The 19769-nt window shown below is 73.9% G+C and carries 20 protein-coding genes; 8 read left to right on the top strand and 12 right to left on the bottom strand.

Annotation, left to right across the window (positions count from 1 at the left end):
• Window positions 1-70: 70 nt before the first annotated feature.
• Window positions 71-1207 carry a coiled-coil domain-containing protein gene (locus GCL84_RS20950; protein WP_156757214.1) on the bottom strand — a complete coding sequence of 379 codons (1137 nt, stop codon included), beginning with the start codon at window positions 1205-1207 and terminating at the stop codon, window positions 71-73.
• 176 nt (window positions 1208-1383) lie between these two features.
• On the opposite strand from GCL84_RS20950, the gene GCL84_RS20945 reads away from it, so the two are divergent.
• On the top strand, window positions 1384-2583 hold the full coding sequence (locus tag GCL84_RS20945) for a tyrosine-type recombinase/integrase (RefSeq protein ID WP_156757213.1): 1200 nt from the start codon (window positions 1384-1386) through the stop codon (window positions 2581-2583).
• Here the strand turns inward: GCL84_RS20945 and GCL84_RS20940 are convergent, their stop codons facing one another.
• From GCL84_RS20940 to GCL84_RS20920, 5 genes are all read right to left on the bottom strand, one after another.
• On the bottom strand, window positions 2584-3123 hold the full coding sequence (locus tag GCL84_RS20940; RefSeq protein ID WP_156757212.1) for a hypothetical protein: 540 nt from the start codon (window positions 3121-3123) through the stop codon (window positions 2584-2586).
• Window positions 3124-3127: 4 nt separating this feature from the next.
• Window positions 3128-3883 (bottom strand): putative protein N(5)-glutamine methyltransferase, encoded by a 756-nt coding sequence (locus tag GCL84_RS20935; RefSeq protein WP_156757331.1) that lies wholly within the window; start codon window positions 3881-3883, stop codon window positions 3128-3130.
• Window positions 3874-4689 carry a pentapeptide repeat-containing protein gene (locus GCL84_RS20930; protein WP_197523403.1) on the bottom strand — a complete coding sequence of 272 codons (816 nt, stop codon included), beginning with the start codon at window positions 4687-4689 and terminating at the stop codon, window positions 3874-3876. Before GCL84_RS20930 ends, GCL84_RS20935 begins: the two co-directional genes overlap by 10 nt.
• A 26-nt stretch (window positions 4690-4715) precedes the next feature.
• On the bottom strand, window positions 4716-6416 hold the full coding sequence (locus GCL84_RS20925) for a putative bifunctional diguanylate cyclase/phosphodiesterase (protein ID WP_235926526.1): 1701 nt from the start codon (window positions 6414-6416) through the stop codon (window positions 4716-4718).
• 76 nt (window positions 6417-6492) lie between these two features.
• Window positions 6493-6846 carry a hypothetical protein gene (locus tag GCL84_RS20920; protein ID WP_156757209.1) on the bottom strand — a complete coding sequence of 118 codons (354 nt, stop codon included), beginning with the start codon at window positions 6844-6846 and terminating at the stop codon, window positions 6493-6495.
• Between the two features lie 70 nt (window positions 6847-6916).
• On the opposite strand from GCL84_RS20920, the gene GCL84_RS20915 reads away from it, so the two are divergent.
• Together GCL84_RS20915 and GCL84_RS20910 are read left to right on the top strand one after the other, a co-directional pair.
• Window positions 6917-7699 carry a glycerophosphodiester phosphodiesterase gene (locus GCL84_RS20915; protein WP_235926546.1) on the top strand — a complete coding sequence of 261 codons (783 nt, stop codon included), beginning with the start codon at window positions 6917-6919 and terminating at the stop codon, window positions 7697-7699.
• Between the two features lie 171 nt (window positions 7700-7870).
• Window positions 7871-8803, top strand: coding sequence for a cutinase family protein (locus GCL84_RS20910; RefSeq protein ID WP_156757207.1), 933 nt, complete (start codon window positions 7871-7873; stop codon window positions 8801-8803).
• A gap of 45 nt (window positions 8804-8848) precedes the next feature.
• On the opposite strand, the gene GCL84_RS20905 is transcribed toward GCL84_RS20910, so the two are convergent.
• Window positions 8849-9505, bottom strand: coding sequence for a transglycosylase family protein (locus GCL84_RS20905; protein ID WP_156757206.1), 657 nt, complete (start codon window positions 9503-9505; stop codon window positions 8849-8851).
• A 243-nt stretch (window positions 9506-9748) separates the two neighbouring features.
• On the opposite strand from GCL84_RS20905, the gene GCL84_RS20900 reads away from it, so the two are divergent.
• The 4 genes from GCL84_RS20900 (at window position 9749) to GCL84_RS20885 (ending at window position 13203) form a co-directional block, all read left to right on the top strand.
• Complete coding sequence (locus tag GCL84_RS20900) at window positions 9749-11176, top strand: MFS transporter (RefSeq protein ID WP_156757205.1); 1428 nt, start codon at window positions 9749-9751, stop codon at window positions 11174-11176.
• 11 nt (window positions 11177-11187) lie between these two features.
• Window positions 11188-11979, top strand: a complete 792-nt coding sequence (locus tag GCL84_RS20895) for a thymidine kinase (RefSeq protein WP_235926524.1) — start codon at window positions 11188-11190, stop codon at window positions 11977-11979.
• A gap of 239 nt (window positions 11980-12218) precedes the next feature.
• The gene (locus GCL84_RS20890) at window positions 12219-12560 is read left to right on the top strand and encodes an RNA polymerase-binding protein RbpA (protein ID WP_156757204.1); all 342 of its coding nucleotides are present in this window, start codon (window positions 12219-12221) and stop codon (window positions 12558-12560) included.
• 235 nt (window positions 12561-12795) lie between these two features.
• Window positions 12796-13203 carry a RidA family protein gene (locus GCL84_RS20885; protein WP_156757203.1) on the top strand — a complete coding sequence of 136 codons (408 nt, stop codon included), beginning with the start codon at window positions 12796-12798 and terminating at the stop codon, window positions 13201-13203.
• Window positions 13204-13302: 99 nt separating this feature from the next.
• Here GCL84_RS20885 and GCL84_RS20880 read toward each other — a convergent pair whose 3' ends face one another.
• The 3 genes from GCL84_RS20880 to lnt form a co-directional block, all read right to left on the bottom strand.
• Entirely contained in the window at window positions 13303-13692 is a 390-nt protein-coding gene (locus tag GCL84_RS20880; protein WP_156757202.1) for a winged helix-turn-helix transcriptional regulator, read from the bottom strand.
• Window positions 13693-13702: 10 nt separating this feature from the next.
• Window positions 13703-14470 (bottom strand): polyprenol monophosphomannose synthase, encoded by a 768-nt coding sequence (locus GCL84_RS20875; protein WP_156757201.1) that lies wholly within the window; start codon window positions 14468-14470, stop codon window positions 13703-13705.
• A gap of 62 nt (window positions 14471-14532) precedes the next feature.
• Entirely contained in the window at window positions 14533-16134 is a 1602-nt protein-coding gene (lnt, locus tag GCL84_RS20870; RefSeq protein WP_156757200.1) for an apolipoprotein N-acyltransferase, read from the bottom strand.
• A gap of 129 nt (window positions 16135-16263) precedes the next feature.
• On the opposite strand from lnt, the gene GCL84_RS20865 reads away from it, so the two are divergent.
• Window positions 16264-17091 carry a Vgb family protein gene (locus GCL84_RS20865; protein ID WP_156757199.1) on the top strand — a complete coding sequence of 276 codons (828 nt, stop codon included), beginning with the start codon at window positions 16264-16266 and terminating at the stop codon, window positions 17089-17091.
• A 55-nt stretch (window positions 17092-17146) separates the two neighbouring features.
• Here the strand turns inward: GCL84_RS20865 and GCL84_RS20860 are convergent, their stop codons facing one another.
• Window positions 17147-17701, bottom strand: a complete 555-nt coding sequence (locus GCL84_RS20860) for a DUF3558 family protein (RefSeq protein ID WP_156757198.1) — start codon at window positions 17699-17701, stop codon at window positions 17147-17149.
• Complete coding sequence (locus tag GCL84_RS20855) at window positions 17698-19761, bottom strand: AMP-binding protein (RefSeq protein ID WP_156757197.1); 2064 nt, start codon at window positions 19759-19761, stop codon at window positions 17698-17700. Before GCL84_RS20855 ends, GCL84_RS20860 begins: the two co-directional genes overlap by 4 nt.
• Between the last annotated feature and the right edge of the window lie 8 nt (window positions 19762-19769).

The raw sequence follows: 19769 nt of genomic DNA, 5'->3' as shown, positions 1-19769 counted from the left end.
GGCCCGCTCGAGGTCGGGGGTTCCCGAGCGGGCCGCTACACCTTGAACATCGTCACCCCTCGCGGGGCTGTTACACACCGCCTCGACCGGCGAGACCGCTGAGCACCCGACGCACTGTCTCGTCGGCCGCGGCCGCCTCGGGCACCCCTGCCGCGATCTGCGCCACCGCCTCCCACCGCGCTTCGAGCGCGGCATGGTCGGCCTCGCGTCGCGTCAGCGCGGCGCGCGCGACCGCCAGCTCACCCTCGGCGCGCACCCGTTCGCCGCGCTCGGCGGTGAGGCTGTCGCGTTCGCTGACGAGCCCGCCAACCTGGGTCGTCAGGACGGTGACGTGCTCGCGCGCCTGGACGAGATCGGCGCCGAGACGGGTGACGGTCTCCTCGGCGGTCAGCGCCCGCAGGGCGACCCGGTCGCGTTCGGCCCGTTCCTGCTCGACGCGCAGCGCGTCGCGTTCGGCCCGCTCACGGGCCTGGTCGCGGTCCTGCTTCGCGCGGTCGCGCTCGCCGCGGACCTGGTCCAGCTCCGCACGCGCCTGGCTCAGCGCCTCCTGGTCCGCCTCCTGCCGCTCCCGCAACCGCCCCACCTGCTCGGCGACGGCGTCGCGGGTGCGGGCGGCGTCCTCGGCGGCGCGGACGGCGTCCTGCCGGGCGCGCTCGGCGGTGTCGGCCTGCTTGGCGGCGTGCTCCGCCCGTTCGTGCTGCTGCCGGGCCTGCTCACGGGCGTCGTCCCGGAGCTTCTCGGCCGCGCGCGCCTGCTGCCCGGCCTGCTCGGCCGCCGCCTCCGCGCGCACCCGCGCCTCATCCGCCGCGTCGGCCCGCTGCCGCTCCTGCTCGGCCCGCGCCTCGGCCTCCCCCACCCGGCGCCCTTCCTCCCGCACGACCGCACGCTGCTGCTCGACGGCCGCGGTGGTCTGCCGCAGCGCGTCGGCCACCGGGGCGAGAACGTCCTCGACCCGCCCCAGCTCCCGCTCCAGCACGGCCAACGGGTCTTCTCCCTGCTCGCCACCGCGTGCGACCCGATACAGCACGACCGCCGCCCCGTGTCGCTTGCAGGAGAACTCCCCGTCGTCCCAGCGGCCGGTGCCCTCGGGGCAGTACCGCAGCCGGGGTCCGCCCCGGGCCCCGGTGCGCTCCGGGAGTTCCTGCCCACAGCACAGACAGCCTGCCGCTTCGTCGATCACCACGCTGATCTGCTCTGACTCGCCCACACTCGCCACTCTCATAGTTAACTGTAACTTGCCATAGACTATAGTCTTATCTAACTAACCGATCAAATCGGTCCTGCCGACAGTCCTTGCCAACAGAAGTGTGCTTCTGTTGGCAAGGACTGTTCGGGGCCCAATGGCAGCCGGTCAGGCCGCGCCTCACCGCTAGGGTGCGGTGCGTGGAGCAGGGGGAACTGGTCGTACCGGGTTCGGATGTGGACACGGCCGGGGTGTGGCCCGGGGTGGCCGACCCCGCCGGGTTGTTGACGGCGGTCGCGGACTGGTTGGCCGGGTACGGCAACACCGCGACCCGGCACACCTACGCGGGTCAGGCGTTGGGGCTGCCGGTGTCGGTGGCCGACATCGAGCGGTGGGCGGGCGCCTCGGGTGAACAGGTGTGGGCGCGGGCGGTGCGCCGGTACACGGGGGTGATGCGCAAGCCGGGGGTGGTGGCGCGGTCCGGGGCGACCCCGCCGCCGGGGGCGCCGGGGCGGTTGCGCCACCTGCACTGGTTCCGGTGGTGCGCGTCGCGGGGCCTTGATCCGGTGGCGGCGCGGGCGTCGCATGTGAAGGTGTGGGTGGGGGATCTGGTCGAGGCGGGAGCGGCGGGCTCGACGTGCGACAAGATGTTGGGGGCGGTGCGGGCGTTCTACGACCACTTGGTGGTCGAGGACGTGGTGGAGGTGAACCCGGCGGCGTTGAACCGCAAGCGGTTGGGGCTGACGTCGGTGGGGGTGTCGCGGACGGTGGTGCTCGCCGACGCGGAGGTGGCGGCGTTGTTCCACTTCGCGGGCCGGTTGCCCCGGCAGCGGGAGTCTGACCGGTTGCGGGCGCGGGCGGTGGTGGCGCTGTTCACCGCGGGGGTGCGGGTCAGCGAGTTGTGCGGCCTGGACCGGGCCGACCTGCACCGCAACCGGGGGCACCGGGCGTTGCGGGTGGCGGGCAAGGGCGGCAAGGACCGCATCGTGTACCTGGCCGAGCCGGTGGCCGTGGTGCTGGACGAGTACTTGGCCGCGGCGGACCGCGCCGGCGGTGTGGTGCCCGCGGTGCGGGGCCGGGTGGCGGCGGGGACGACGCCGCTGCTGGTCAACCGCAACGGGCGGCGGTGCACGCGGCAGGCGGTGTGGGAGCTGTTGCGCCGCATCGCCGCCGCGGTCGACCCGGACGGCACGGGCCTGGCGGCGACCCTGCACCCGCACGCCCTGCGCCACTACTACGTGACCACGGCGGTGGCCGAGGGCGCGGACTTCACCGACATCGCCGTCGACGTCGGTCACGCCAGCACGGACACGACCCGGCACGTCTACAACGCCGCCGCCCCGGACCCGGCCCGCTCGTCGGCGGCGAAGGTGGCCGCCCGGGTGTTCGGCGGGGCGTGATCAGCGGGCGCCGTGGTGCTTGTCGATCCAGCGGCGGCGGGCGGCCAGGTGCGGCTCGAGGTCGTCGACGAGGTGCAGGTGGTGGCCGTGCGGGGGCAGGGCGCGGCCGTCGAGGGCGAGGGCGTGCCCGTCGTCGAGGTCGGTGGCGGCGAGCCAGCGGTTCTCGGACCGCCAGAGGCCGAAGGTGTGGGCGCGTCCGTCGAGGCGGACCTCGACGGTGCCGGTCTGGGTGCTGCCCGGTGTGGTGGGCGCGGTGGGGTTGTTGAAGTGCCGGAGGTGGCTGACCAGCGCCTCGGCCGGTCCACGGGTCACGGCGATCAGCAGGGTCGGGGCGCTGGGGTCGGCGGGGTCGCCGTGCTGGAGGGTGGCCAGGTCGGCGGCGCCGTCCTCGGTGACGTTCCACAGCGCGACCATGGGCGGGTCGGCCCACCCGGCGGCGAAGCGGAGGGGCAGGTCGCCCGCCGAGGCGCGCATGGCGGCCTCGATCCCGGCGTAGTGGTCCCAGAACCCGGGGGCCGGACGTCTGCGGAAGACCCTCACCTGGTCATTGTGCCGTGCCGTGGGCGATGGTCGAGTCGCGTTCGGGATCGTGGTGGACCTGGGTGGTCAGGCCCGCCTCGGTGAGGGCGGCGGCGGTGAGCGGGGCCTGGCGGCGGCTGGTCTCGATGAGCAGGTGGCCGCCGGGGGCGAGCCAGTGCGGGGCCTCGGCGGTGATGCGGCGGTGGAAGCCGACTCCGTCGTGGCCGCCGTCGAGGGCGGTGCGGGGTTCGTGGTCGCGGGCCTCGGCGGGCATCATCGCGATCTCGTCGGTCGGCACGTAGGGGGCGTTGACGGCGATCACCGCGACGCGGCCGCGCAGGTCGGGTGGGAGGGCGGCGAACAGGTCGCCGGTGTGCACGCGCGGCAGCGACCGGGCCGCGCAGGCGGTGGCGACCGGGTCGAGGTCGGCGGCGTGGACCTCGGCGCCGGGCACCCGGGCGGCCAGCGCGATCCCGACGGCGCCGCAGCCGCAGCACAGGTCGACGGCCACGTCCCCGGGGCCGAGCAGCGGCGCGGCCAGGTCCACCAGGTACTCGGTTCGCCGCCGAGGCACGAACACACCGGTGTCGACGGGGACCCGCGCCCCGTCGAAGGCGGCCCACCCCAGCAGGTGTTCCAGCGGCTCCCCCGCCACCCGCCGCCGCACGCGCTCGGCGAGCCCTTCGGCACCGGTCTCCAGCAGCAACCCGGCCTCGTCCTCGGCGAACACGCACCCGGCGGCGCGCAGGTCGGCGACGACCTCCTCGGGCGTCACGCCCAGTGGCCGGGGTGGGTCAGGGGTGCGGGCAGGCGGGTGGTGGTGTCGCCGCGGGCGGACTCGAGTTGGGCGGCGGTGAGGAACAGGGCGCCGCGCAGGTCCGCGCCGCGCAGGTCGGCCGCGCGCAGGTCGGCGCCGATGACGTCGGCTTCGCGCAGGTCCGCCGAGCGCAGGTCGGCGCCGACGAGGAGGGCCCCGCGCAGGTTGGCCGCGCGCAGGTCGGCGCCGCGCAGGCGGGCCTCGAGGAGCATGGCGCCGCGCAGGTTGGCGTGGCGGAGGTCGGCCCCGGGCCGGGGGCGGCCTGCCGCCCGTTCGGGGCCGCGCACCTTCTCCCCCGCCGCCAGGAGCAGGGCGGAGACCTCGGCGCGCAGGGCGTCGAGGTCGACCTCGGGGGCGCGGGCGCGAGCGGCGCGGACCTCGGCCTCGGCGTCGGCCAGGGCGGGGCGCAGGGCGGCCGCGGCGTCCCAGGTCTGGGCCTCGGCGAGGTGGGCGAGCAGTTCGTGCAGGTCGCGGACGGCGGGGAACAGGGTGGCCAGGCGCGGGTCGGTGCGGGAGCCGTCGGGGCCGAGGACCTCGCGGGTGATCCACTGGCCCGCGCCGAAGCAGTCGTAGACCACGCACCCGGCGTACCCGCTGCGGCGGAGTTCGGTGTGGATGCCGCAGCGGGAGTCCGCACCCAGGTTCGGGCAGGGGGTCCCGGCCGGTTTGTCGGCGGCGAAGTCCGCGGAGCGGGCGAACGCGGGCACGACGCAGCACAGGCCGACGCACGACGCGCAGTCCGCGCGCAGATCAGCGCGGGCGACTCCCACCGGGCACCACCTCCGAGGCGGCGACCCTACTGCGCGGGGGTGGCCGGGGGCTGCGGGGGGATGTCCTGCATGAGCACCGGCTTGCGCATCCACACCCCGTGCGGGCGTGAGAGCAGGTCCTCGAGCGGTTCGGGCTTGCCGAGGTGGAAGCCCTGGGCGACGCGCACGCCGAGCCGGGACAGGGCCTCGACCTGGCTGGCGCGCTCGACCCACTCGGCCACCACCGACAGACCCAGGCCGCGGGCGATGTCGACCAGGCCCTGCACGAGCACGGTGTCGCGGGAGCCGTAGTCGATGCCGCGGATGAACTCGCCGTCGATCTTGAGCCCGGTGATGGGGAGCTGCTTGAGGTGCACGAACGAGCCGAACCCGGACCCGAAGTCGTCGAGGGTGATCCGGCAGCCCGACGCGCGCAGCTGCTGGGCCAGGGAGCGGGCGGCGTCGAGGTTGGTGACCGCGGCGGTCTCGGTGATCTCGAAGCCCAACCGGCCGGGGGCGACCCCGGCGGCGGTGAGCCGGTCGAGGACGAAGTCGCCGAAGTCCTCGTCCTCGAGGGTGCGGCCGGAGACGTTGACGTTGAACCGCAGCCCCGGCCACGGGTGCTCGACGAGGGCCTGGATCGCCTTGTCGGCGACCCACCGGTCGATCTCGAAGACCAGGTCGGAGCGCTCGGCGGCGAGCAGGAACTCGCCGGGGCCCAGCCGGGGCTCGCGGCCGTCCTCGAGGCGCAGCAGCAGCTCGTGGCCGATGACCCGGCCGGAGGCGAGCTTGACCATGGGCATGGCGTGCAGGGTGAACCCGCCGTCGCGCAGCGCGGCCCGGACCCGCTCGACGACGGTGACCCGCAGCGCGGTGTCCTGGTAGTGGCCCTGCTCGTAGACGGTGGCCCGGTTGCGGCCCGCGGCCTTGGAGGCGTAGAGGGCCATGTCGGCGAAGGCGAGGACCTCGTCCCAGCCGACGCCGGAGCCGAACATGGCGATGCCGATGCTGACGGTGACCCGCGACGCCCCGGCGACCCCGGACATGGGGATGGCGGCGATGGCGTTGCGCAGCCGGTCGGCGGTGGCCACCGCGGCGCGCTCGTCGACGTCGGGGAGCACGGCGGCGAACTCGTCGCCGGACAGGCGCCCGAGGATCTGGCCCGGGCCGGTGCGGTCGCGCAGCAGCGAGGCCAGCGCGCACATGACCCGGTCGCCGGTGGGGTGGCCGTGCAGGTCGTTGATGTCCTTGAAGTGGTCGAGGTCGAGCAGCAGGAAGGCCCCGCGCGCGCCCAGGGCGAGCTGGCGCTCGAGCTCGCGGGTCAGGGCGCGGCGGTTGGGCAGGCCGGTGAGCGGGTCCTCGTCGACCAGGCGCAGCAGCTCGTCCTGGTGCCCGGCGAGCCCGGCGCTGTCGAGTTCGCGGGCCCGCCACCGGGTGACGTCGGTGACCCGGTAGAGGAGTAGCTCGTCGTGGGACTTGGTGCAGTGGACCTCGAGCCAGCGGTGCCCGGCGCCGTCGGGGCGGGGCAGGGAGACCACGACGTCCTCGGCGCCGTCGCCCTGGGGGCTGTTCGGGGCGCCGGGCAGCAGGGCGGTCAGCGAGCGGCCGAGGACCTGGTCGGTGGTCATGCCCAGCAGGTCGGCCATCGCGGGGTTGGCCCACCGCACCTGCGCGTCCAGGTCGGTCAGCGCGAAGGCGGCGTCGGTCGTGGCCAGCACCGCGGACGGGTCCCCCGGAGGGTGTGTCACCCCGGCCTCCTCACCCCGTTGTCCCTGCGGCTCGGTCCGCGAGACTCGCGCACGTAGGGTAGTGGACCGGTGCCGTTCAGCGTAGACGTTCGAGGCCCTGCGCGGCCGAGCCGACACGCTCGGCAAGGTTCCGCAGCTCATCGGGGGACACGCCGTCACCCATAGCGGTGACGATGTCCTCGGCGGCGCACCGGAGCTGGAACAACCGGTCCTGCAGGTCGGCCAACTCCCCGGCGGAGAGCACCACGGCGTCCTCGGGCAGTCCGCCGCGCTGCACGGCCGACCGCCGCTCGTAGGCGCGCTGGCGGCAGGACTGGGCGCAGTAGCGGCGGGGCCGCCCGCCGCGGGCGTCGCCGCCGATCTCCAGCCCGCACCAGCCGCAGTGCCGGGGCGCGCCCCGGCGGGCGGGCGCGGTCAGGGGTTCGGTCATGTTCCCGGACGCTAGCGGACACCGCCGCGCCACTCCCGGGCCACGCCGCTGGGGCACACTCGTTGGCGTGCTGACAGAACCCCGCACCCACGGTTTCCTGGCCGGGCCGCACCCCAGGGCGTTCGTGCACCGCGGCTGGCACCGCGACGACCTGGCGGGCATGGAGAACTCCCTGTCGGCGTTCCGCCGCGCCGTCGCCGAGGGCTACACCTACCTCGAGACCGACGTCCACGCCACCAGCGACGGGGTGGCCGTGGTCCACCACGACCCGCTGCTGGACCGCACCACCGACGCCACCGGCCCGATCGCCGCCCAGCCGTGGGACCTCGTGCGGCGCGCCAACATCGCGGGCCGCGAGCCGCTGCCGACCCTGGCCGAGCTGCTCGCCGCCGTCCCCGGGGCGCGGTTGAACATCGACATCAAGGCCGACCGCGCCATCGAGCCGGTGCTGGACGTGCTGGCCGAGGCCGACGCCTGGGGGCGGGTGTGCCTGGCGTCGTTCTCCGAGGCCCGCATGGCCCGCGTGCGCGCCATGGCGGGTCCGCGGGCCCTGACGTCGATGGGCGTGCGCGCCATGCTGGGCCTGTGGGCCTCCGGCCGCCTCCCCGTCCTGCCGTCGCGGCTGTCCCCGCGGCCGCTGGTGGCCCAGGTGCCGGTCCGGCAGGGGTTCCTGACGGTGGTCGACGCCCGCCTGATCACCGCGGCGAAGCGGCGGGGGGCGGAGGTGCACGTGTGGACGATCGACGACGCGCCGACGATGCACCGACTGCTGGACCTGGGGGTGGACGGGCTGATGACGGACAACCCCCCGGTGCTGCGGGACGTGCTGGTCGAACGCCGTCAGTGGGGCTGAGCGCCGCGGTGGCGGCACGCTATCATTGATGTACGTTGGTGTACATAGAAACGTCGGCGCCTCGCCGAGGTCATGGCATGTCCCGGCCGCGCGCTCCCGGATCACGGTCGAGTGCGGGGAAAGTGCTCGTGTCTTGCTGACACGGCTCGACCGGAACAAGCTGGAGTGCACATGAAGTGGAAGACCCCGCTCGTCGCGGTCACGGCGGTCGCGGCCGCCGCGACCGTGGCCGTGGTTCCCCAGGCGAGCGCCACGCCGGGGGCGGTCGCGTGCGCGGACATCGCGGTGTTCGAGACTGACGGGTACGGCAACGGTGAGACGCTGGCCAACTGGCGGGCGTCGGCGTTCAACCAGAACCCGCCGCCGGGATACCAGATCATCGAGGTCCCCTACTACACGGGCGTGTTCCCGGTGGTGGACGACAAGGCGCTGGACGAGTCGGTGGCGGAGGGCGCGGCCAAGCTCGACGCCGCGGTGCGGGCGCACCACGCGGCGTGCCCGCAGACGCACCTGCGGCTGGCCGGGTACTCCGAGGGCGCGGTGGTGGCGGGCGAGGTGCTCGAGCAGTACGCGAACAGCACCGTCATCCCGCACCACCTGCTGTCGGGCACGCTCTACGGCAACCCGCGCCGGTCCTTCGGCGACGGCGGCCGCGGCGGCGTGGCCGGGGGCATCGAGACGAACCTGCCCACGTTCCTGCCCGGGGTGACGATGCTCGGCGGGCGCGACTTCGGCGACATCCCGGTGCGCGACGTGTGCAACGAGAACGACGGCATCTGCAACTCCACCAACATGATCACCAACCTGGCCGCGTTCGCCAACGGCCTGATCGGCTACGCCAGCGGCGACCACGCCTACGTGCTCGACCCGGCGGTCGACACCGGTGACGGGCTGACCTTCCACACCCAGCCGCCGCGGATCAGCTACGGCCCGCCGCTGCCCATCCCGGTGGGCACGCCGTGGCAGATCCAGCAACTGCTCGGCGGGGCCAGCCCGCGCGCCGCGGTGGTCACCGCGCGCGAGTCGCTGGAGCCGATGCTGCCCGCCTCGGTGCTGGCGGCGCTGCAGTCCGACCCGTGGTACCGGATCATCGCCGCGGCGTGATCGAACGCCCCCTCGGGGGGTGGCCTCGCGCCACCCCCGAGGGGGTCACCGCCGGGGCGGGGAGCCCTCCCAGGCGGCGCGCCAGGTCGTGGGGCCGAGCTTGCCGGAGTCGTTGATGCCGTTGGCGCGCTGCAGGGCGAGCACGGCGGTCCGGGTCTCGGCGTAGTAGCAGCCGGTGCCCTCGAAGTCGTAGCCGTTGGTGTTCATGCGCAGTTGCCAGACGCGCAGGGCGTCGGCGCAGTCGCCGTAGGTGTAGACGACGCCCGGCCACGGGGGCGTTCCGGCAGGTGGGGGCGGCGCCGGGGTGGGGTCGCCGCCGATGTGGGCGGACTCGGCGCGGGTGGGGACGCGTTTGCTGCCCGCGTCGGCGTCGGGGCGCAGGCCGAGCTTGCGCGCGCACTCCCAGGGCTGCCAGCCCCGCATGCGGTAGAGGTAGAGGGCGCGGTAGTCCTGTTCGGCGGGTGCGGCCTGGTGCGGCATGCCCGCGCCGCCGACGCTGCGCCAGGTGGGCAGGTCGAACTGGTAGGCGCCGTAGTAGCCGTTGCCGGTGGCGATGCCGTAGCGGCCGCCGGACTCGCACTGGCGCAGGCGGTGCCAGTCGCCGTGCCCGGGGTCGGCCGAGGCCGCGGCCGCGCCCGCCCAGACCGCGGCGAGGGCGGCGAGCGGTGTCAGCAACCGGGCGAACCCTCGTTGACCAGCCATGCCCCTCGACGGTAAGCGGCCGCCCCACTGTCCACAATCACCTCATCGGGCACACCGGCATCACTGGTCGCCACCCGCAACCGCGTGCGCCCACGAACGGGCGTACCCCTTTTCGGGGGTACACGGTGTGGGCTGTTCGGCGGCGGCGGGTGAACGTTGGGCATCGGCTGTGTGCCGGCCCGACCGCGCCGCGCGGGCACGCCGTACCCTCCGCGTCACCCACCAGGTCAGGAGGCACCGCACGTGAGCACGGTCGACGAGGGCGCACCCCCGGCGGACGAGGCGCAGGCCCGCCGCCGCGAACAACGGGGGTGGTGCTGGTACGACTGGGCGAACTCGGTGTTCCCCACCTCGGTGACCACCGTGTTCGGCTCGCTCTACCTCACCAGCGTGGCCGCGACGGCCGCCGAGGCGGACACGGCCACCAACGGCCCCACGCCGTGCGTGGACGCGGCCGGGGACGGCAACAGGCTCGTCAACTGCGACATCTCCCTGTTCGGCCTGCACCTGCCCGCCGGGTCGCTGTGGGGCTACCTGCTCAGCGTGGCCACGGTCATCCAGGTGCTCGTCGTGCCGCTGATGGGCGCGATCGCCGACCGGTCGACGAACAAGAAGCCGCTGCTGGCCGGGTTCGCCATCGGCGGGTCGGTGGCCACCGCGGCGATGGCCCTGGTCTCCGGCGGCAACTGGGGCCTGGGGGTGGTGCTGTTCACCCTGGGCAACATCGGCTACGGCACCTCGGTGGTCATCTACTACTCCTACCTGCCCGAGATCGCCGCGGCCGACGAGCGCGACCGCCTCTCGACCAACGGGTGGGCGTTCGGCTACCTCGGCGGCGGGGTGGCGCTGGCGCTGCAACTGGCGGTCTACCTGTTCCGCGACAGCATCGGCATCACCGAGGGGCAGGCCGCGCAGATCGCGTTCGTGACCTCGGGCGTCTGGTGGTCGCTGTTCACCCTGATCCCGCTGCGGCGGCTGCGCGGGCACCACGACCGCTCCCACCTGGCCCCGGTCGAGGGCAGCGCGCTGACCGCGGGGTTCCGGGAGCTGCGCGACACGCTGCGCCACGCGAAGGCGTTCCCGCTGACCCTGGCGTTCCTGGGCACCTACCTGATCTACACCGACGGCATCGCCACGGTCGCCAACGTCTCGGCCCAGTACGGGTCCGAGGAGCTCGGGTTCGAGACCGACGTGCTGATCACCACGATCCTGATCGTGCAGTTCGTGGCGTTCATCGGCGGGCTGCTGCACGGGCAGGTGGCCAAGCGGGTCGGCGCCAAGAAGACGATCATGGGCAGCTTGGCGGTGTGGGTGGTGGTGGTCGGCTTCGCCTACTTCGTGCAGGCCGGGCAGGCCCTCCAGTTCTACGCGCTGGCCGGGGGCATCGGCTTGGTCCTGGGCGGGACGAACGCGCTGTCGCGGTCGCTGTTCTCGCAGATGGTGCCGCCGGGCAAGGAGGCGCAGTACTTCTCGGTCTACGAGATCGGCGAGCGGGCGACGTCGTGGCTGGGGCCGCTGCTGTTCGCGGTGATGGCCTCGATGACGGGCTCCTACCGGTACGCGATCATCTCGCTGGTGGTGTTCTTCGTCATCGGCCTGGTGCTGATGGCGTTCGTGCCGGTGAGGCGCGCCATCGCCGCGGTCGGCAACCGCCCGCCGGACTTGCTCTAGGGTCTGACGCCGTGAGCGCCGAGCCCAGCACCCCCGCCCCCGTCCACCCCGGGTCCCCGCACGACCCGACCGACGCGCTGTCGGCGGTCCCGGCCTCGGGGTCGCGGCGGTCCATGCCGGTGGTGGGCCACCTGCGGTTCTACTACGGGCCGATGGACTGCGGGAAGTCGACGCTGGCGCTGCAGGTGGACCACAACCACGCCAGGCAGGGCCGCCGCGGGCTGCTGCTGGTGCACCTGGACCGGTCGGGGCGCCCGCAGATCACCAGCCGCATCGGGATCACCCGGGAGGCGGTCGAGGTGCACGCGGAGGTCGACCTGCGGTCGCTGGTGCGCGAGCAGTGGGCGGCGGGCCGGGGCGTGGACTACCTGATCGTCGACGAGGCGCAGTTCCTCACCCCGGCGCAGGTCGACCAGCTCGCGGCGCTGGCCGACGACCACCAGGTCGACGTGTACTGCTTCGGGATCGCCACGGACTTCCGCAGCAGGCTGTTCCCGGGGGCGGCGCGGCTGTTCGAGCTGGCCGACGAGCTGCAGCCGGTGCAGGTCGACGTGCTGTGCTGGTGCGGGCTGCCCGCGCGGTTCAACGCCAGGGTGGTGGCCGGCAAGATCATCCGCGAAGGGGACACGGTGGTCGTCGCCGACACGGAGACAGCTCGGTTTATCACGCACAGCGATGACACCCCCGAACAAGTCGACCACGCCTCAACTACGGTGCGTTATCAGGTCCTGTGCAGGCGCCACTTCCGGCTCGGCGACCTCGGGGCGCGGGTGGACGTGCAGGGGCAGCTCAGTTTCGCCTGAACGCCCGGTGGGCGGCTATGATCACTCGAGCGGGTGAGATGCGGCGCAATTCGCGCCGCGAGGCTTCACGGACGACGAAAACGGGCATCTTCCAAGAAGACGTAGTCGTTGACGGGTGAAGGTTGTCACCCTGAGCGATCGCATCGAGGGATCGGGGAATCCTTTCCCCTGGTCGCTCGTTGCACTGGGTGAGCAACACCCGGGCTCCGCTGGACGAGCCGAGAGGAAGGACACCGCCAATGGCCGACCGAGTTCTGCGTGGAAGCCGGTTGGGTGCGGTCAGCTACGAGACCGACCGCAACCACGACCTCGCCCCCCGACGCACGGTCCGGTACGCGTGCCCGAAGGACCACGACTTCGAGGTCCCCTTCTCCGACGACGCCGAGGTCCCCTCGGTGTGGGAGTGCAGGCTGCACGGCCTGGAGTCGAAGATGCTCGACGGGTCGGCTCCGGAGCCGAAGAAGGTCAAGCCGCCGCGCACGCACTGGGACATGCTGCTGGAGCGGCGGTCGATCCCGGAGCTGGAGGACCTGCTCACCGAGCGGCTCCAGGACCTGCGCGCACGACGACGCCCCGCGTAACCGCCACACCCGCACGACCACGGCCGCCCGGGACTCCCCCCGCCTGGGCGGCCGTTCCACGTCCGGGGGCGCTCCGGGTCGCCGTGTCGGCGGCCACATCCGCGAGGTGTGGCGGGTGGCTGGAGCTGCTGGGTAACCGGCGGGTTCCCCAGTCACTGGAAAGTGCGTCCTTCCGCCCGACCTGCTCGCTCTCCTACGGTTATCCAGTAACCGGAAGAGAGTAGAGGGCAGGATCATGGCTGTGACGCTGGTGAACCCGCGAGGGCTTCCCGAGAGCGACCTGTACCACCAGGTGTCGGTGTCGACGGGGTCGCGCACGGTGCACGTGGCCGGTCAGGTGTCGTGGGACGCCGACGGGGCGCACCTGCACGTGGGTGACCTGGCCGCGCAGGTGGAGCAGGTCTACCGCAACGCGGCGACGGCGTTGGCGTCGGTGGGGGCGACGTTCGACGACGCGGTCCGGTTGACCTTCCACGTGGTGCGGTACGAGCCCGCGATGATGTCGGTGGTGGCGGAGGGGATCGCCCGGGGCAGGGCGGCGGTGGGCGCCACGACGACGCCGCCCGCGTCGTTGTTCGGCACACCCGCCCTGGATGTGCCCGAGCACCTGGTGGAGTTGGAGGTCGTCGCGGTGCTGGACTAGGTCGTGTTTCGGAAGTCTCGTTCGATGAGAGTCGTGATCGGGGTGGTTCCTGGCCGCATCCGGCGCGGCTGTCGCGAACACGGGCTTTCGAAACACGACCTAGCCGCGCCCGGTGTCGAAGTGGCGGCGGGAGGCCTCGATGTGGGCGATGTTGTCGTGGGTCCACCCGCACATGAGGTCGATGGTGGCGCGCAGGCCGTGCCCGGGTTCGGTGAGGGCGTACTCGACGCGGGGCGGGACGGTGGGGTGCACGGTGCGCCGGACCAGCCCGTTGCGCTCGAGCATGCGCAGGTTCTGGGTGAGCATCTTGTGGCTGATGCCCTGGACCTCGTCGCGCAGTCCGCTGAACCGCAGGGTGCGCCCGCCGAGGGTCTCGATGATCAGCAGCGCCCACTTGTTGGCCACGTCGGAGAAGATCTCCCTGGCCAGCGAGTCGGCGCGGCGGATGTCGGCGTCCTCCGGCGAGCCGGTGTACTGCCTGGCGCCCACCGCCGCGACCCTACTTGATCCGCAGCAGGGCCTTGACCTGGTTGCCGCGGCGGCGCAGGCCCCACTTGGTGACCCGCCACAGCGCCTCGCGGACGATGTTGCCGCTCATCTTCGACACGCCGATCTCGCGCTCGGTGAAGGTGATGGGCACCTCGACGACGGTGAACCCGGCCTCGATGGTGCGCCAGGCGAGGTCGACCTGGAAGCAGTACCCCTGGGAGGCGACGTTGCCGAGCTTGAGCTTCTCGAGCACGGCGCGGCGGAAGGCCCGGTAGCCGCCGGTGATGTCGTTGACCTTGGCGCCGAGGGCGAGCTTGGAGTACACGTTGCCGCCGCGGGAGAGCAGTTGGCGGCGCAGCGGCCAGTTGACGGTCTTGCCGCCGGGCACGTACCGCGACCCCAGGACCAGGTCGGCGTCGGTGAGGGCGTCGAGCATCCGGGGCAGGTCCTCGGGGGCGTGGGACCCGTCGGCGTCCATCTCGACGATGACGGCGTACTCGCGTTCCAGGGCCCAGGTGAACCCGGCGAGGTAGGCGGCGCCGAGCCCGGCCTTCTCGGTGCGGTGCAGCACGTGCACGCGCTCGTCGGCGGCGGCCATCTCGTCGGCGAGGTCGCCGGTGCCGTCGGGGCTGCCGTCGTCGACGACGAGGGCGTGCGCCTGGGGCAGGGCGGCGTGCAGCCGGGTGACGATGACCCCGAGGTTCTCCCGCTCGTTGTAGGTCGGGATCACCACCAGGACGGGGTCGAGGTGTGCGGGGTCGTGCGGCTGCTCCGCCATGCGGGGTTCTCCTCCTCGTCCGCGCGGCGCGCGGGGCCTTGGGCCGGTGTCGGTGCTGCGTGTCAGGGCGCGGGGTCGCCTGCCTGTCCCCCCGCGCCCGCCTTCCGTCCGCGCCTGCCCGCCACCAGTGCCGTCACCAGTGCCGCGAGCGCGGCGGCCACCATAGCCGCTTGCGGCCACGCGCCGAGTCGATCCGCCATCGTAGTGGTCGAGCGCAGCGGCAGGGTGGCGACCAGCGCGGCGGGGGTGAAAAGACCGGTCCGCTGCGCGACGGTCCCGTCCGGGCTGATCATGGCGCTGACACCGCTGGTCGCGGCGACGACGACGGCGCGGCCGTGCTCGACGGCGCGGACGCGGTCCATGGCCAGTTGCTGGTAGGTCATCTCGGTGCGGCCGAAGGTGGCGTTGTTGGTGGGCACGGCGAGCAGGGTGGACCCGTTGAGCACGGACTCGCGGACCACGCCGTCGAAGGCGACCTCGTAGCAGGTGGCGAGGGCGACCCTGGCCGGGCCCATGGCGAACACGGTGGGGTCGGCGCCGGGCTGGAAGTCGCCCGCCCGGTCCACCGCGGGGCTGAACAGCCGGAACAGCGACCGGTAGGGCATGGTCTCGCCGAAGGGCTGCAACTGCCGCTTGGTGTAGGTGTCCACGGGCCCGGCCTGCGGGTCCCAGTGGATGACGGTGTTGCGCGGCAGCCGGTCGTCGCCGATGAGGACCGACCCGACGGCGATCGGGGCCCCGATGTCGCGGGCGGCGCGGTCGATGAGGGCGCGGGCGTCGGCGTTGCGCAGGGGGTCGATGTCGGAGGCGTTCTCCGGCCAGATGACCAGCTGCGGCCGGGGCACGGTCCCGGCGCGGACGTCGGCGGCGAGCTGCTCGGTGCGGGCGACGTGGTTGTCGAGCACGGCCCGGCGCTGGGCGTTGAAGTCGAGCCCGGCGCGGGGGACGTTGCCCTGGACGGCGGCGACGGTGGCCTGACCGGCGTTGGCGTCGACGCCCACGGCGCCGGTGGCGGCGACCCCGGCCAGCAGCGGGACCACGGCGGCGGCGACCGGTGCGGCCAGGGCGCGCACGGAACCGGCGCGGGCGGCGATCCGGCGCGCGGCCTCGCCGAGGCCGAACCCGCTGAGCGCGACGGCCAGGGCGATCAGCGGCGCCCCGCCGAGGGCGGCCAGCGGCAGGTAGGGGCCCTCGGGCTGGCTGAACGCCAGGCGCACCCAGGGGAACCCGCCGAACGGGAACACCGACCGCAGGGTCTCCCCCGCCACCCACAGCAGCGCCATCCACACCACCGCGCCGCGCAGCCGGGCCACGACGGTCATCGCCGCGGCGGCCACACCGACGAACAGCGCCTGCAGCAGGCTCAGCGGCAGCCAGGCGACCGGGCCGACGAACTCGCCGGTCCAGGCCAGGGCGGGGGTCATCAGGCCGAGCCCGAACAGGGTGCCGTAGCCGAACCCGGCGCGGGCCCGGCGCCCGTGCAGCACGACGGCGAGCACGGCCAACCCGACCGGGGCCAGCCACCAGGCGGTGCGCGGCGGCCACGCCAGGAACACGAGCACCCCGCCCGCCACCGCCACGACGCAGCGCAGCGCCACCAGGTGCCGGTGTCGACGGGCGGGCGAGTCCGGACCGGTGTCCGGGGAGCGGGTGGGAGCGGCCACCCGAACAGCCTACGACCAGCGGCGTTGCCGCCCCTGCCGGGCCACGGTCTCAACCTCTACTCGAGGGTCAGGGTGGGTGTGCTGGGGATGAGGTCGACCTCGAGGGTTGTACCGTCGGGCCCTGTGGACGTGACCTTGCGCGAAATCGCCACCGCCGCCGAGGCCCCCTACGGGGTGTCGATCGTCGACGGGGAGGTGTGGACGACCCTGGTGCGGGCCTCGGCGCTGGTCAGCCTGACCGGGGCCAGGATCGAGCTCCCGCCGGGCGGCAGCGCGCCGATGGTGATGTCGGGCCCGTGGTTCGGCGCCAGCCTCGACACCGGGCACGGCCCGCGCGGGGCGCTGGGCCGGGTGGGCGCCGAGGCCCTGGTGGACGTGGGCGGGTCGGTGTACGGGGTGGCCGCGGCGGGCGGGTCGGTGTGGTTCTCGGACATGGCCACCGACCGGCTCGGGGTGCTGCGCGAGGACGACCCGTCGCGGGCGCGGTACGTGGACCTGCCCCCGGGCGGGTTCCCGGCGGCGGTGTCGGTGGGTCCGGACGGCGTCGTCTGGTGCGCGCTCAACCGGGCGGGCGCGGTGGCCAAGGTCGTGGGGTCGTCGGTGACGGTCGTGCCGCTGCCCATGGCCCAGGCGGGCCCGGTGGGCGTGTGCGCGGTGCAGGGCGGGGCGTGGGTGGTGGTGATCGACACCGGTCACCTGGTGTTCGTGACCGCCACCGGCCTGGTCCGCCCCATCCCGCTGCCCGACCAGGCCGCCAAGCCGCACGCGGTGGTCGTCGACGGCCTCGACCGGGTGTGGTTCACCGAGTGGGGCGCCTCCCGCGTCGGCGTCTACGCCGACGGGGCGTTCACCCACGTCGACCTGCCGCCGGGCGCCGAGCCGCACGGGCTGGCGGTGGCCGAGGACGGGGTGTGGGTGGCGTGCGAGTCCGGGTTCCTCGCCCACGTCACCGGGTGAGTCGTGCCCTGGGTGGCGTCCGGGACGCCGCCCAGGGCCGGTCGGAACCCGCCGGTCAGACTCCGCCGGGCAGGGCGCGCACGACCTCGGCGGCGTGCTTCTCCAACAGCCCGCAGGCCTGGTCGACGCCGCCGGTGAGGGCCACGACCAGGATCATGACCCGTTCCTGGGGGCCGGTGTCGGTGACGAACTGGCAGCCGTCGACCTCGGTGTACTTGAGGCGGGTGCCGTCACGGCCCGCGGACTTGTACTGGTCGACGACGAAGGTGTCACCCTCGGGGATCCGCGGGTAGGCGGGGTCGGCGATGATGCCGACGGTGAGCTGGTAGTCGGTCTTGCCGTCGGTGTTGTGGCGCCAACCGCAGTCGCGGAAGTTCGACGGGTGGGTGTTGGGGACCGCGTCCGGTGTCGACCGCTCGAGCCCGGCGGTCGACACCGCCGAGGCGGGCAGCAGCCCGCACGGGTCGGCGGTGGCCAGCGGGCCGTCGCCGATCGGGGTCGGCTGCGGGGGCCCCGACGGGTCCTCCGTCGAGCACCCCGCGGCCAGGGCCAGGGCGAGGGCGGGCGCGGCCAGGGCCGCCAGTGCGGTGCGTGCTGTGCGTGTCGTCATTCCTGCTCCACCAACAGGCGCTTGACGACCTTGCCGGTCGCGTTGCGCGGGACTTTGCGCACGAAGATTACGTCGCGGGGGACCGAGGGCCGTTCCAGGTGGTCGTGGATGAACTCCTGGACGGCGGTGGCGCCGATGCGCGAGCCGGGCTTGAGCGCGACGTAGGCGGCGAACCGCTGCCCGAAGTCGTGGTCGGCGACACCGACCACGGCCACGTCGGCGACGTCGTCGATGGTCATCAGCAGCTCCTCGACCGGGCGCGGGAACACGTTCTCCCCACCGGAGACGATCATGTCGTCGTCGCGGCCGGAGACGAACAGCCGCCGGTCGGCGTCGAGGTAGCCGCGGTCGCCGGTGACCATGAGGTCGTCGTGCATCTCGGTGCGGGCCCCGCAGGTGTAGCCGTCGAAGAGCATGTCGTTGCCGACCGCGATGCGACCCACGGTGCCCGGCGGCAGCGGCCTGCCGTCGCCGTCGAGGATGCCCACCTTGGTGCCGGTGGGGCAGCGCCCGGCGGTGGTGGGCGCGGCGCGCAGGTCGGCGGGGTCGGCGATGGCCGCCCAGGACACCTCGGTGGACCCGTAGAGGTTGTAGAGGATGTCGCCGTAGGCGTCCATGAACCCGGTGACCAGCGACGGCGGCAGCGCCGACCCGCTGGAGGCGACCACCCGCAGCGAGGAGGTGTCGTAGCGGGCGCGGACCTGCGGGGGCAGGGCCATGACGCGCTGCAGCATGATCGGCACCGCGAACCACGCGGTGACGCGCTGCTCGGCGATGGCGCGCAGCGCCGCCTCCGGGTCGAACCGCCGCTGCAGGGTGATGCGGGCGTGCAGCGGCATGCCCAACTGCACCGCGGCCAGCCCCCAGGTGTGGAACAGGGGCGCGGAGACCAGCATGCGCTCCCCGGCGCGCAGCGGGATGCGGGAGAGCACCGCGGCGGCGGCGCCGAGACCGGACGGGGTGCGGCGGCGGGCCCCCTTGGGGGTGCCGGTGGTGCCGGAGGTGAGCACGATCACCCGGCCGGGTTTGTCCGGGGGCGGCGCCGGGTGCGGGGAGCCGTCGGCGACCACCCCCGCGGCGGTGCGGTCGCCGGGGGCCGCACCCCAGGTCGACACCCAGGTCAGGGCCCGGGGCAGGTTGTGGAACAGCGGCGCGAACTCGGCGTCGGCGAGCAGCGCGATGGGCCGGTGCTCGGCGATGAGGTCGGCGAGCTGGTCGGCGGACAGGCCGGTGTTGAACATGACCACGTCCGCGCCGAGCTTGCCGCAGGCGATGGTGGCCTCGACCAGCCCGGAGTGGTTGCGGCACAGGACCGCCACCCGGCGGCCCTGGCGCACCCCGAGCCCGGCCAGGCCGTTGGCCAGGCGGGTGGTGCGGGTGTCGACCTCGGCGAAGGTCAGCTCACCGCGCTCGTCACGCAGGGCGACGTGGTCGGGGTGGCGGACGGCGGCGGCGCGGTAGCCGCCGGCGAAGGTCGCACCCCACCGGTTGAGCTCGGCGAGCTGGCGGGCGATCTTGTCGGGGCGCCCGGGGGCCAGCACCCCGGCCCTGGCCAGGGTGCGCGCCACCGACAGCGCCGTCTGCCCCTTGGCGGCCTGGTCGATGCGGGTGGGCGAGACGGTCAGCGCCCGCCCGGCCAGGTGGTGGTCCATCAGCGTCAGGGCCTTGCGCACGCGCCTGCGCACCCAGGACCCCGCGGTCAGCGCCGTGCCCGCGGTCAACGCCTCCGGCAGCGACAGGGTGACCTGCACGCGGGTGCGGCGGCGCCCGTCGCGCTCCAGGCGCACGCTCAGGTGCCCCTCCTGCCAGCGCGGGCTGACCAGCACCAGGTGCTCCCCGGGCCGCGACACCAGCACCTCGACCTCGTCGAGGACGGGCGGGCCGCCGCCGAGGCTGAACCGCGCCCGGAAGCGCGGGTTGCGCGAGCCGCCCGCGACCCGCTCCACGGCGGCGACCTCGCGGACGTACCTCGGGTACAGGGTGGGCTCTCCGATGAGTTCCCAGACCTTGCCCGGTGTGTGGCCGAGGATCTGCTCCACCTCGACGAGCTCGGTCGACATGGCCCTCC

Origin of the sequence: Actinokineospora pegani, assembly GCF_009745975.1 — a bacterium.
Lineage (GTDB): Bacteria > Actinomycetota > Actinomycetes > Mycobacteriales > Pseudonocardiaceae > Actinokineospora > Actinokineospora pegani.
The sequence above is the reverse complement of the archived record's forward strand: the minus strand, read 5'-3'. Positions and strand labels throughout refer to the sequence as shown.